Source organism: Chitinispirillales bacterium, from assembly GCA_031254455.1.
In the GTDB taxonomy this organism is placed as follows: Bacteria; Fibrobacterota; Chitinivibrionia; order Chitinivibrionales; family Chitinivibrionaceae; genus WRFX01.
In genome coordinates, this window is sequence record JAIRUI010000060.1 from 1 (window position 1) to 12,950 (window position 12,950).

The 12,950-nt window shown below is 35.4% G+C and carries 15 protein-coding genes; 9 read left to right on the forward strand and 6 right to left on the reverse strand.

Annotation, left to right across the window (positions count from 1 at the left end; all coding sequences use genetic code 11):
• The first annotated feature begins 155 nt into the window (after positions 1-155).
• The 3 genes from LBH98_04210 (at position 156) to LBH98_04220 (ending at position 2,212) form a co-directional block, all read left to right on the forward strand.
• Positions 156-527: an SPASM domain-containing protein gene (locus LBH98_04210; GenBank protein ID MDR0303962.1), complete on the forward strand. Its 372-nt coding sequence runs from the start codon at positions 156-158 to the stop codon at positions 525-527.
• A 151-nt stretch (positions 528-678) separates the two neighbouring features.
• Positions 679-1,446, forward strand: a complete 768-nt coding sequence (locus LBH98_04215; protein ID MDR0303963.1) for a PEGA domain-containing protein — start codon at positions 679-681, stop codon at positions 1,444-1,446.
• 7 nt (positions 1,447-1,453) lie between these two features.
• Positions 1,454-2,212, forward strand: a complete 759-nt coding sequence (locus LBH98_04220; GenBank protein ID MDR0303964.1) for a formylglycine-generating enzyme family protein — start codon at positions 1,454-1,456, stop codon at positions 2,210-2,212.
• On the opposite strand, the gene LBH98_04225 is transcribed toward LBH98_04220, so the two are convergent.
• The 6 genes from LBH98_04225 to LBH98_04250 are packed head-to-tail and all read right to left on the reverse strand — an operon-like array spanning position 2,213 to position 9,228.
• Positions 2,213-2,857, reverse strand: a complete 645-nt coding sequence (locus tag LBH98_04225; GenBank protein MDR0303965.1) for a site-2 protease family protein — start codon at positions 2,855-2,857, stop codon at positions 2,213-2,215.
• Between the two features lie 36 nt (positions 2,858-2,893).
• Positions 2,894-5,140 (reverse strand): HAD family hydrolase, encoded by a 2,247-nt coding sequence (locus LBH98_04230; GenBank protein ID MDR0303966.1) that lies wholly within the window; start codon positions 5,138-5,140, stop codon positions 2,894-2,896.
• Positions 5,119-6,138 carry a VWA domain-containing protein gene (locus LBH98_04235; protein ID MDR0303967.1) on the reverse strand — a complete coding sequence of 340 codons (1,020 nt, stop codon included), beginning with the start codon at positions 6,136-6,138 and terminating at the stop codon, positions 5,119-5,121. Before LBH98_04235 ends, LBH98_04230 begins: the two co-directional genes overlap by 22 nt.
• The gene (locus tag LBH98_04240; protein ID MDR0303968.1) at positions 6,138-7,145 is read right to left on the reverse strand and encodes a VWA domain-containing protein; all 1,008 of its coding nucleotides are present in this window, start codon (positions 7,143-7,145) and stop codon (positions 6,138-6,140) included. Before LBH98_04240 ends, LBH98_04235 begins: the two co-directional genes overlap by 1 nt.
• Positions 7,142-8,299, reverse strand: coding sequence for a GGDEF domain-containing protein (locus LBH98_04245; protein MDR0303969.1), 1,158 nt, complete (start codon positions 8,297-8,299; stop codon positions 7,142-7,144). The genes LBH98_04240 and LBH98_04245 overlap by 4 nt, the downstream gene beginning before the upstream one ends.
• A 41-nt stretch (positions 8,300-8,340) precedes the next feature.
• Positions 8,341-9,228 (reverse strand): hypothetical protein, encoded by an 888-nt coding sequence (locus LBH98_04250; GenBank protein MDR0303970.1) that lies wholly within the window; start codon positions 9,226-9,228, stop codon positions 8,341-8,343.
• A 133-nt stretch (positions 9,229-9,361) separates the two neighbouring features.
• Here LBH98_04250 and LBH98_04255 point away from each other — a divergent pair, with 133 nt between their 5' ends.
• The 6 genes from LBH98_04255 (at position 9,362) to LBH98_04280 (ending at position 12,625) form a co-directional block, all read left to right on the forward strand.
• Positions 9,362-9,727 carry a PilZ domain-containing protein gene (locus LBH98_04255; GenBank protein ID MDR0303971.1) on the forward strand — a complete coding sequence of 122 codons (366 nt, stop codon included), beginning with the start codon at positions 9,362-9,364 and terminating at the stop codon, positions 9,725-9,727.
• A 32-nt stretch (positions 9,728-9,759) separates the two neighbouring features.
• Positions 9,760-10,314, forward strand: coding sequence for a hypothetical protein (locus LBH98_04260; GenBank protein ID MDR0303972.1), 555 nt, complete (start codon positions 9,760-9,762; stop codon positions 10,312-10,314).
• Positions 10,315-10,518: 204 nt separating this feature from the next.
• A complete protein-coding gene (locus tag LBH98_04265; GenBank protein MDR0303973.1) occupies positions 10,519-10,875 on the forward strand; it encodes a hypothetical protein in 357 nt (118 codons plus the stop codon).
• Positions 10,868-11,941 carry a hypothetical protein gene (locus LBH98_04270; GenBank protein ID MDR0303974.1) on the forward strand — a complete coding sequence of 358 codons (1,074 nt, stop codon included), beginning with the start codon at positions 10,868-10,870 and terminating at the stop codon, positions 11,939-11,941. Before LBH98_04265 ends, LBH98_04270 begins: the two co-directional genes overlap by 8 nt.
• Before the next feature lies 1 nt (position 11,942).
• A complete protein-coding gene (locus LBH98_04275; protein MDR0303975.1) occupies positions 11,943-12,359 on the forward strand; it encodes a hypothetical protein in 417 nt (138 codons plus the stop codon).
• Positions 12,356-12,625, forward strand: coding sequence for a hypothetical protein (locus LBH98_04280; protein ID MDR0303976.1), 270 nt, complete (start codon positions 12,356-12,358; stop codon positions 12,623-12,625). Before LBH98_04275 ends, LBH98_04280 begins: the two co-directional genes overlap by 4 nt.
• Positions 12,626-12,950: the final 325 nt, after the last annotated feature.

Consider the following 12,950-nt stretch of genomic DNA (forward strand, 5'->3'; position numbering starts at 1 on the left):
TTTAGAATCTCCCTAAATTTATGCTCTGAAATTCTTGAACGAATTATATATTTGTTTTCCATTGTCCCTCCTAGTATTACAACAAAATAATTTTTGTTTAACTAGGATTGAACCTTTTAAAAATTTATAATAAATATAAAAATCAAAAGTTTGCAATGAAATGTGAAATTCATTTAAGGTATAATAATCAAATTTTGAGTAATAGAGGAGGCAGTGCGCCCAATAAACCAAAACTCAAGAAATCAAATATTACTATGTGTCCATTGCCGTTTTTACAATTAATAATAAGGGCTGACTGCGGAATCAGTTTATGTTGCAATGACGCATTAGGAAAAATGACGCTGGGTAATATTAAAGAACAATCCATTGAAGAAATTTGGACAGATAAGAGACGAGAAGAAATTTTAACATTAATGAGATTTCATAGACGAAAAGATATAGAACTTTGTAAAGGATGTGATATCCATTGTTCGGGAAAACATTTGAATTATATCGTTGCACATCCGACAGGAATCTTAAAATCCTAGAATTCTACTTCCTTTTTTGAGCTGTACGACAACCGCCTTATAAGTCCTAATAAAATATTTTAGCCATTATTTAAAATTCTTCGCCTTTAATTCAAATAAAATTGTATTTTATCAGCGATTCTTTATTATAAATTAAAACGAGGAATTTTCATTGAAAAAATTACTTTTATTCGCCTTATTATGTTTTATGCTTCTGCCTGCGCAAGAAAATAATTTATCGCAAACAGACACGCTTTATTTTGAAGATACCGCCGAAGAAGAAATTCCGTTTAATTCAATTATGCCGGATATATCAGGGAAAAAGGGTTTATTATTTATTGCGAATACAGATTCTGTCGAAATCCTTTTAGACAGTATAATTCTTGGATTTACGCCATTTGTTTTGGACACTCTGCAAGACGGCGTATATTCGTTTTTAGCAAGAAAAAAAGGATTTTATCAAAAAAGAATCACTTCAAATTACTCATCCGACACGCTTTCAACTATAAATATAGAATTGCGGGAACCATCGTCGATTTCATTTATTACAGAACCAAATTCGGCTTCAATTCTGATAAACCGTAAAAAAGTCGGCGTTTCACCGTTTACAGCGCACAATCTAAAACCGGAAGAGTATAATTTTATGATATTAAAAGACGGTTACGAACTGTTTGACACTACCATAAATTTGCAATCTGGACAAAAAGATACACTTTATACAAATCTCGTACCGGAAAGTACGACTTCGCAAAAAAGCGCTATTTCACAAAATCCAAAAACAAAAGGATCAAATTTAGCAAAATCAAAATCAGAAAAAGAAGATATTGTTGAAACAGAAGAGACTGAGAAAAAAAAGAAAAAAATTGATAAAATCGGGATAATTGTATTTTTGTCCGTTATGGTTCTTCTAATGGGAATGCAAGAATATAACAGACAGTGAGGATTTAATGAATTTAAAACCGTCTATTATAATAGCGTTTTCGTTTTCGTACACGTTGTTTGCTATTAGCGAAAGCGTAAGCATATCCGGTGGTTCGTTCAATATGGGAAGCGAACATGGCAGTAGCGATGAAACACCGATTCATTCGGTTACACTCAGCGACTACAAAATTGATAAACGACAAGTAAGCAATAAAGATTATAACGAATGCGTCACCGCTGGAAAATGTTCTAAACCTCACTATAAAGACGGTTTGTGTTTCTTGTGGACAAATCAGGGACTTTCCAAAATTAATCCGCACGAAGAACTCCTTGCAGAAGATAATCCGGTAGTTTGTGTTTCTTGGAAGCAAGCGGTCGAATACTGCAAATTCCGCTCCGGACGTCTCCCGACAGAAGCCGAATGGGAATATGCGGCGACTAACGGCGGAAAAACAATCTATTCATGGGGAAACGAGAAACCGACTCACAGCAACGCCCGCTTTAGAAGCAGAAATTCAACCTCCGTTTACACAAACAGTCCGACAGGTGAATACAAACTAACAGATATGAACGGAAATGTCTGGGAATGGATCAATGACAAGTACGAGCAGAATTATTACACATATTCTCCACAAAAAGACCCGAAAGGCGCGACGGTCGGACGTTTTAACGTAATCCGCGGCGGCGGATGGTATAGCGATGAAAATTCACTGCGCAGTACAAACCGGCACTGGTTTTCTCCGGAAGCCGCAGAAATAAGCATTGGTATCAGATGTGCAAAATAATTAAAAGCCTATAATTTTTTCCCAAAAAGAAAACCACACATTAAAAATCGGAGAAAGAATTTTTGACAAAATCGGATATTGAATTATGCGTTCCAGAATAATTATTCCAAATAAAATTTGTGGAGCAAATCTTGTAATTTTAACATAACTTTCCGCCTGTTTCTGTGTCAGAACACCTACTGCCACACGAAAACCGTCAAGCGGATAAATAGGAATTAAATTAAAAACAGCAAGTCCCAAATTAATTCTAACTGTCATATAAAACGCATATTGTAAAACGTCAGAAATAACGATTGCTGAAACAAGCATATTTGCGGTATAAGCGATTATCAGTGCAAAAACGATATTTGAAAGCGGTCCTGCAAAAGCAACCCAAACCATATCTCTTTTGGGATTTCTCAGTTGTGAAACATCTACCGGAACCGGTTTTGCCCAACCAAACGGCATATTAAACGCAATCAACGAAAACAAAAATACGGCCGTTCCCATAAAATCCAAATGCGAAAGCGGATTAAACGATAAACGTCCGGCATTTTTAGCCGTCATATCGCCCAAACGATAGGCTGCGTATCCGTGCGCTATTTCATGGACAGTAAGCGAAAGAGAAATTATTATAATGAAAATAACTGCAATTTGCGGATTCATAACCACCTATTCTACCTATAAAACTTATATTACATTTTACTTATTTTCTGCAAATAAAAATCGGATTTTCTTATACCTTATACGTAAAGAATTGGCAATAATGCATACAAAACTGATTATCATAGCCAAACTCACAATCGCCGGAGACAATATACCTAAAAGTACAAATGGGACTTCAACGATATTAAAAACACAAGATAAAATTATGTTTTGATTTATTATGCGTACTGTGCCGCGAGAAACCTCTATAGCGCGATACACATTCAGTAAATCGTCATTTTTAATAATAACATCTGAAATATCCGCCAAAGCATTTGTTTTGCCGCACATAGAAATTCCGACATGCGCTTTCGACAAAATAATTGCGTTATTTAATCCGCTGCCAACCATTGCAATTTTTTTATCTTGCTCTATTATACTTTCAATGCTTTCACATTTTTCTTCACGACTATGTTCGACTATAATCTTATCCGACGAGATTCCTAATAAATTTGAAATTCTTACCGCAGAATTATAGCCGCCTTGCGTCATAACTCGAATTGAAACATCCGCTTTACGAAGTTCGTCCGCCGCCGCAAATACCGTTTCGCGAATTATTTCGACAAGAGAAATCACCGCTATAACTTTACCGTCCTTCAGAACAATATTCAAAATTTCTCCGTCAAGTTCACATTGATTACATAAACCTGCTACTATGTCAAGTTTACCGTTCTGATTTAACGAATAATCATAATTGCCGATAGAATAAACTTCTGCGCCGATTTTGCATTTTACTCCGCCAAAGCTAAGTTCCACTCCGACGCAATCAAGCGTTTTAGCTCCCTTGCTTTTACAATATTGAGTTATTATTTTTGCTATAGAATGACTCGAATTGCTTGATACCGAATACAAAATATCGTAAAGTTTTTCAATACTGCAATCGGGATCCAAACTCTTTACGTCAACAACAGAAAGTTCCCCGGAAGTTATTACGTCATTTTTCTCTAAAATCAAGAAATTTATTCTTTTGAGGATTTCCATTGCCTCGTCAACTTTAAAAAATATCCCATATCTTGCACAAATCGCTTTCGCAGAATTTATCGCAGCAACTTTTGCAAGCCACAACGAGCATGGACAAAGCGTCAATAAAACGCTCATACCGGTTGTAAAAATATCAATTGGATTTTTCTGATAAACAATATTGACAATAGCGATCACGATCACTATTGTCAATCCGGTAACAATAAATACTTTTGATAATTTCTCGTTGATACTATCTATGTTATCTTTATCAATCTTGGCGCACTTGGCTTTGTTGACAGTTTTTGAAAATTTGGTATCTTCACCGATTGCACAAACCGAAATCGTTATAGAATTCACAATATTTATTGTTCCCGCATAAACGACGTCGCCGACTTTTTTGGGTATTGGAATACACGCGCCTGTAAATATGCTTTCATCTACCAATGTTTCCCCTGAAATTATAATTCCGTCAACGGCAATTTGTTCGCCGCATTTAACAATCAAAATATTGTCTTTTTCAATATTATCTACACTAAATAATTCTTCTTCGCCGTCATAACGGATTTTAGTTACGATATTTGTTAAACATTTATTAATAACACACGGTTCTTTCATAACTTTTAACTTAGCAAAAACATCCAAAAATCTTGTAAAATGGACAACGATCAAAATTATAACCGAAACATCAAAATATAAAAAACGAGTATCTTTTTCTAAAAAACCGTAATATACACTCAAAAAATACGCACTAAAACTCCCAAGTGACGCTAAGGTATAAATCGAATATGTATTTTTTAACGCCATAACAATACTTTTTGTTCCTAAAAGCAACATTATCGGTGTCACAAAAATAAGTTGAATTACCGGTTTTGTTAAAAAATCCACCAAAGGAGAATTAATGTTAAACCAACCTAAAAACATTGTAGTAAAAAGCGGAAACGCCAAAATTAAACATAGAAGTAAATTGCGTTTTAACGAATTGTATTCAAATTCACGATACTGTTTTACAGCGGTTTCAGTATTTTCGTTAAGCAATTCAAAATGATACCCGTGACTTTGCGCAGTATCTATTATATTCTCGATCTTCGTTTCCGACGTATTAAAATTAACGTATGCTTTTTCAATGAAAGGATTTACGTTTACGGCAATAACACCTTTATTGGTAAGCAAAATTTTTTTTAGACGATCGACATCGGCAACGCCGCATAATCCGAGCGCTGCAAATATCTCTATTCGTTGTTTATTTTTATTCTCAAATATCACGAAAATCTTCCGGTCCATTCGTTTTTCTTGACGATAGCATCCGGTAAAAAATATTCCAGTAAAAACAAAATAAGAGCAATAAATAAAAACAATTGATACTGTTCATTGAATCTCGCCTGTTTTGCCGTTCCAAAATCATTTTTTTTCATGTCGCTTATTTCTTTGTAAATTTCCTGCAAATTCAAGTCGATCCCCGCAAAAAAATACTTCCCGTTAGCCGCAATCGCAATTTCTTCAAGTGTTTTGGAGTTTAGGCGCGTAAGAACTATGTTCCCGTTTTTTTCCTTTTTGTAAACAACCGAATTGCCATTCTTTTGTTCTGGAATCGGCGAACCGCTTTCCGAACCTACTCCTACGCAATGTACAATAATCCCGTCTTGTGCAGCCAATTTTGCCGATTTCACGGCGTCGCCTTGATTCTCTTCTCCGTCGGAAATTATTAATAAAACTTTTGAAACGCCGCTTTTTACAAACGATTTTCGCGCCAACTCAATAGCGCCTGATAAATCTGTTCCCTGTGAACTAATCCAATCGGTATTTACAGATTCCAAAAACATTTTCGCCGCACCGTAATCCAAAGTTAGCGGCATTTGCGTAAAGCTCGTTCCGGCAAAAACTATAAGTCCTATCCTGTCGCCTGAAAACATATCAAGCAATTTTGAAATTTCATATTTCGCCCGCGTTATTCGGTTCGGAGCGATGTCTTGCGCAAGCATACTTTTTGAAATATCCAGCGCTATAAAAATATCTATGCCCTTTCGCTCAACCATTTCTGTTTTCACACCGAAACGTGGACGGGCGAGCGCAAAAATCAAAAGCGAGAACGCAAAAATGAAAATCGTCGCTTTAAGCGGACGAAAATTAAAATATTCTTTCGGAAATAATCTATAGACGACCTCTGTTTCGCCGAATTTTCTATAAAAATTACTTCGCATTGCAGAAAACAAAATATACAGCAAAATAAAAAACGGAATTAGCGAATACGCCCATAAAAAATCGGGAGAACCAAAACACATTATCCAATCCTCCTGAAACGTGTTTGTCGTAAGATAAATTCAAGACACAACAAAATAAAACCGCAAATAAGATACGGATAAAATTTCTCGTTCCAATCGGTAAATACCTTGCTTTCGACCGAACTTTTCTCCATACTGTCGATATCCTCGTAAATTTTTTGCAATTCGCTCGTGTTTTGCGCCCTAAAAAATTTTCCTCCGGTTTCCTGGGATATTTTTTTGAGAGTCTCCTCGTCCAAATCCGATTCCGTCATCCGAATTTCCGTCGAAATTTTACCGGTGAAAGGATTTTGCACTTTGACAGGAAACGGCACTTCTCCGCGCTTTCCGATTCCTATGGAATAAATTTTAATCCCCAATTGTGCGCACGCTTTTGCCGCAGCGACAGGCGAAACATCGCCGCGGTTATTCGCACCGTCGGTAAGTAAAATCATAACTTTACTTTTCCCTTTGCTTTCTTTCAAGCGATTTGCCGCCGTCGCTATTGCCGTACCTATTGCCGTACCTTGGTCGTCAAGTAAATCAAACGAAACTTCGCCCACAAATTGTCGAAGCAAATCGTAATCTAAAGTGAGCGGGCATTTTGTGTACGCTCTCCCCGCAAAAACTACAAGCCCTATTCTATCGCTGCTGCGTTTGTCGATAAAATCCACGAGGCATTTCTTGGCGACTTCTAATCGATTTGCCGGTTTAAAATCCAGCGCTTCCATACTACCGGAAATATCCAAAGCAACCATAATATCGACGCCGTGAGTCGTTATTTCTTCAAACGAGGTTCCCTGCTGCGGTCTTGCAAGCGCGACTACCAAAAGTGAAAACCCGATTACTTTCAAAACTATGAGAATATGCCGTGCAAAAACCGCAAAACTCGGCTTTATTGATTTGAGCGCGGAAAGATCGGAATAACGAACCGCAGTTTTACTCGTTTTTTCTCTGTAAATATAGTAAGCGATCATCGGAATTACTAAAATCAGTAAATAAAATGCCTGCGGCGAATGAAACCTCATTCTTTACTTCCTTCAAAATAGCAAATGTTACCGTTTTCTTTTTTTGCCTTCTGCAAATTAGCATCGGCTCGCGATATTATTTCATCCAAAGAATTATCTAATGCGGACGGCTCCGCTTCGGAAGCGATACCTATGCTGACGGTTGTAGATATATCTACTTCAAATCCCGCATGTTTAAATTTGTGATTTTTAACTTCGTAATAAATTTTCTCAGCTATTAGAGTCGCAGAATCTATGTCCGCCGAATACAAAAGCGCGCAACATACATTATACCTGTATCTTCCTATTGAGTCCAAAGGTCTTCTTACATTTTTATGAATAATAGTGACGGTTTGCTTCAAAACATCTTCACAAGCCCAATACCCGTATTTTTTATTAAGTTCCTCAAACGCATCCACTTCTATCATCAAAATCGAAACTGAGACGCTGTCCCTTACCGCTTGTTTCCATGTTATATAACTTACCGTAGAAAATCCGTTCCAACTATATATTCCCAACCAATCTTCAAAGTTTTCACTCTTTTTCATTAATTCGTTTTTGTTGGCTATCAATACATTCAAACGACTGATATTTTCTTCATACACGCTCCTTACCAACTCAAAAACAAAAGCCAAAGCAAAAATAGCCCAATAAACGCCGGAATATTTCAAAAGTTGGTAAGGCGAATAATTCCAGCCGATATCGTCCGTTAAACCCAAAGCCAAAATAATTAAATATTCAAAAATAGAAATGATGAGCCCGAATTTTGAACCGCATAAAAATATGTTCAAAAGCGGTAAAATAACAATCCAAAGCCCTTTGGTTCCGTCTTCTCCGCCATCATAAAACAAATATAAAAATATTGCCGAATAAACAATTATCGGAATAATTGAACCGTTTAAATAAAAACTTTCGCCGCGCAAAAGATTTATAAGCGATATAATAAGTATCGCTACGCAGGAATATTCAAAAAGAACCGAAACAATGCTTCTATCAACCAAATAATTCAGCATTCCCCAAAACGACGTAAATATTATTCCTAAAACTATAGAAATAAATCCGAATGAAATCCTCATTACATCATGCATATCCTTAATTGATAAAATATCGCCGTCTTCCAATTTTTTAGCGGTCACAAACCGAATTATTTTCATAAAAATCTTGTCGTTATACATAACATTTTTTCTCCTTATTCATATTAAATTATATTTTCTACCTATGTCGGATTTTCAATCGGACGAGTTCTATTAACAAATTCTCCGACCACAGCCCGCAATTCTTTCACAATTGCCGCACTTGGAATAAAATCCGCAAATTTAACAGGATCGGTTTCATTTATAAATTTTTCCAAAATAATTTTATCCTCTCTATCCAATTCGCTTTTTCTCAGCCATTGTTTGAACTCAGTTGACGTCGCCTCTTCAATTGAAACATCATATCTGCGCGAAACATATCTTTTCAAAATAATAGAAATAGAAAACACAAAACGCTTAAATTCACCTTTTTCAATCAACTCAAGTTTATCAAGATTTTCTAATTCCGCAACCGCTTCTTCAAAAGGCGGAATATTCAATATTTTACTTTTTTTGTTTTTTCTCAATATATATTTTGCGATAAGAAACGCAAAACATATTGCAAGCGCCGCGATAATAATATACAAAAAAGATAATTTTCCCGCACTCATAGGATCAGGCAAACCGAGCGTTTTAATTTTTTTTAATTGATTCGTATCTAATTTTTCAAATATAGAAGGAACTCTTACGACCCGTATTTCTGTTTTTACGGTATCTCTTGCTCCGTCTGATTTTTCAACCAAAAAAGAAATTTCCGGAATTGTGCAAACAGGAGTTTCGTAAAAAGAGGTTATTATTTCAAAAATTCTTTCATTTTGCGAGAAAATTTCCTTAACATCGTGAAAACGAACTCCTCCAAGCCATTCCGAAGGATTAAGGATAGCGATTGATTTTATGTTTTCTTCCTTAAAATAAACGCTCATCGTGCATGATTCTCCAAGTGCAAGAGAATCTTTAGACAAAGCGATTTTTGGCGTTTGCGCATTCAACATTAAAAACAAAAGATTAAAAACAAAAAAAACTTTTCTCATAAAGAATTACCAAATCGTAAAATTATTTATATACATATTTAAGAAATATAATTTATTCCAATTTACCAAAAATTATTTTTATAAAAATTTTTAATTTTTATTTATAGTATAAAATTTAAGGAGAACTAAATTTATGATACAAAAAAAAGTTGAAAATAAGAGAGTTAACCCGCGGCGCAATCTATATTATTATTTACAAGTAATCGACATAGACGCCGATAATAAATTGGGAAGAATCGCAGATTTAACTACCGGCGGAATGATGCTTATAAGCGACAAACAATTTGAAATAGGTTCTGTCGTAAAAGCAAGAATCATTTTGGATAATAACTTGTTCGATATGCTTTTTAGCGACCTTGACATAACATTTACAACACAATGGAGTAAACCGGACGCAAAACCTGGACATTTCGCAAACGGTCTGAAATTTGTTGACTTAAACGATAAAGATTTAAGAACGATAGAGCAAATAATACAAAAAATCGGATTTAATGGATAATAAACGTTAAATTAAACGAAAGTATAAAATATATGGAACCATCGCAAAAAAAATTATCCGCATCGCTAAACGACTTTGCATCGGTTTTAGTGGAAGAAGAGTTAGAGCCGATTCGTTTGGATATAATACGTATCGAAAACGATTTGAAAGACACTATAGAGGAAATTCAAAAAAGTATTCCTAAAAAACCTTTGCAAGACGGCAATGTTTCAGGTTCTTACAGGCATGAAATAATTGAAGAGGTAAACGATATTATTAAAGAAATGCACGAAGAAATTAAAAACAATATAGAACAAATAAAATTGTCGATAATCGAAGAAGTTAATAAAAAAGTACTTCCGCTTGAAAACGCTATACTGGAATTAACGAAAAATGCCGATAAAAATCCACATACGGTAAAAGAAAACGAATCCTTGTCAAACGATAAAAATTTTGATTCGCTAAAATCCTCAATCGATGTTTTATCTTCAAAAGTATCAAAAATATTAGAAACGGAATTTGAACGAAAAAACGAAAAAATTTCGAATTCAAAAAATCAAACTACAAAAGAGCATGCAAAAATCACAACACTCCTTTTTCTTTCATAAACGTTTTTTGAATCTGATGGGGGTTATTTTCTATACGTTGAATACTATATTAAAGTGAAAATTTTAAAGAAGTAAAATTCATAAATAAAATTGCGGGAAAACTGCTAAATATAAAAAATTCAAACATTTTTCAAAATGATATACTATATTTATATTAAAAAAAGAGTCAAAAGGCAATATTAAAATCAGATTTTGTGGAGGTATATGACAGCAAGAGAAATATATGATATGTTATTGCATGAAGTTCTCGTCAGCATTGATTCCTCTCCCCCGAGAATTGCAGGAGAAATAACGATGTTGTATGATAAAGTGGCGGATTTTAGAGTCACCATACATATTTCCACTGATAAATTTGTAGAAACCATTAATGCAATAGAAGTAAGGGAACACAGACATCCAATAAAGGCTTTATCAGTTCATCCTGATTTACCTCAAGAGGCGGAAAACGGGTTTAATGGTCAAGTGATAGAAGTTATTTATGAAGTAAAAGTAGCGGCACCGGAACAAAACAGTATTGAGAAATTTGAATATTCTTTAAATAAGGAGAAAGAAAATGGCTAATAAGTTGGATGAGTTTGTACAAGTTGAGTATAAACGTTCTATTAATAATTTTGCGGACGCTGTATTTGACACTGTGGCGATTTATGGTGGAGATGGGATTTGGAGAGGAGATGAAAATCCAAATAATTCTACAGGATCTCCAAAAGAACCGTTGGTTATTACAAGTGTTTCTCAAGCGTTATCTTTAAATATTACAAAACCGACAATTGACATTATAAGCAGAGTGTTGCAATACGCACCTAAATGTGTATTGCTGGGAGATAATCCGTCAAATACAACGGGAGCTTCCAATTATTATCTGAATTTAATTATTTCAGACAATGTAGTCCCGACTAATTTTAAAATGTCAGAAGCAGATGAAGAAGGTAATTTTAACTATAATTTCTTTGTAATTTCTAAGAAAAAAGATGGAGTCGATACAACAATTACAAAATGGGAGAAATTTAGTAATAGTCAATTATTGCCGGGTGAAGGATTATCACATTTAGCAGTAGCGTATTATAAAGAAGAATGGGGCGCCGATAAGGAATATGACGAGGCATTTATAGCAGCGTCGGTAGCAGGAGTGATAGCTGGAAATGTTTTAAAAGGCTTTACAACATATCTTCGACCTATTCGTTCTCTGCCTTTGGGAGAATTGCGACAAAATGGGAATGCTATGGGAAATCAGGATTATGCTATAGGGGCGGTTCGCCTCGGTAAAAATTACTTTGTTGAAGGCTCAAAAACAGTAAAAGTAGAAGGAACTGATGTAAAACCAGATGAATACATAGACAGAGTAGTTTTGGCAGACCAATTACAAGCTAGATTGCAAGAGGCTATTTTACGGGTATTGGCTGCCAATACGGTTCCTTATACGGCAGAAGGCGCAGAAATGTTGTTTTCGGCGGGTATGGCTTGTCTGTCAAACTATGTTTCAACAAATGTTATTACGGATTTGGAGGGCGAGTCGGGCTATGAAAATGTGACGACAGAGGATATCGAATCTAGAATATATGGGCATTTGGTCTATAGATTTAGATTTGCGGGGGCGATAGAAGCAGTTAAAATAGTTTTGGAGGTATAATATGATTTATTCGGCGCAAGGTAATCGCGTATTGGTTATGTATAATGACCATAGAATAGACGGTTTTTCTAAAGAAGGAGATGCCGTTACAATAGAACCGTTGTCAGATCCTATAACAACGAAAGAATTAGTGGGAGGACATGTTTTACGTGTTTCCGCAGGTTCAAGCTTATCATACAGGGTAACTATAAAACTGGCAAAAGGAGTGCCGTCGGATAGGGCTTTACGAGACGAATTTAAAAGAGAATTGTCGGAAGTCGGAGGTTTATTCCCGGAAAAACAATTAACTATTACGGATTTATCCAGCGGTTTTAGATTTTCTGCAGGTACGGCTTATATAGAAAAAGGCGGAAATTTCTCATCGGATTTAAATTCGGACGTGGAATGGGTATTTGTTTGCGCTGGTGTCGAATTATGAAAACAATAAAACTTAGTTCCGGCACAGAAGTGTATTTATTAAAGGCAAAACTTTCGGAGGTCATGAAAGCCGTAGTGAAGATGTCAGATGAAGGCGCTGATCAAATAAGTCCGATAATTGATATTCTGAAAACATCTTTGTACTATTCTTCTACAAAAGAATTGGCAGATCCGGATTTGGTTTGTTCAACGCTTGAAGAAATGGCTATGTTAATAGAAGCGACTATTGAAATGAATTTTCCGAAAGAAGCGACAGTGGGGGAGTAGAAGCGTTCTCTTTACTTGCAGCATTCAACTTGTTATCGGATGCGGAGAAAGAGAACATGACTATCACTTTAAGAGCTAAGGTAGCATTAAGTTTAGCGAGAATGTTTTATGGCAACAAATGATGCATTTGGCAAAAGTCATGGTTAATAAAGCAGAGCAAAGAAGAGTATTTATGCTAACTTAAGGAGAAAAATATGACATTATATACACTAAATTTTAGACAGGGTTTATCGGATTTTGAAGGCAAAACAGTTTATACATCTTTCCCTTTGTCTGGCTCATACGAAGTAGTGTTATTTCCCATAGAATCGGATAGAGGACATGA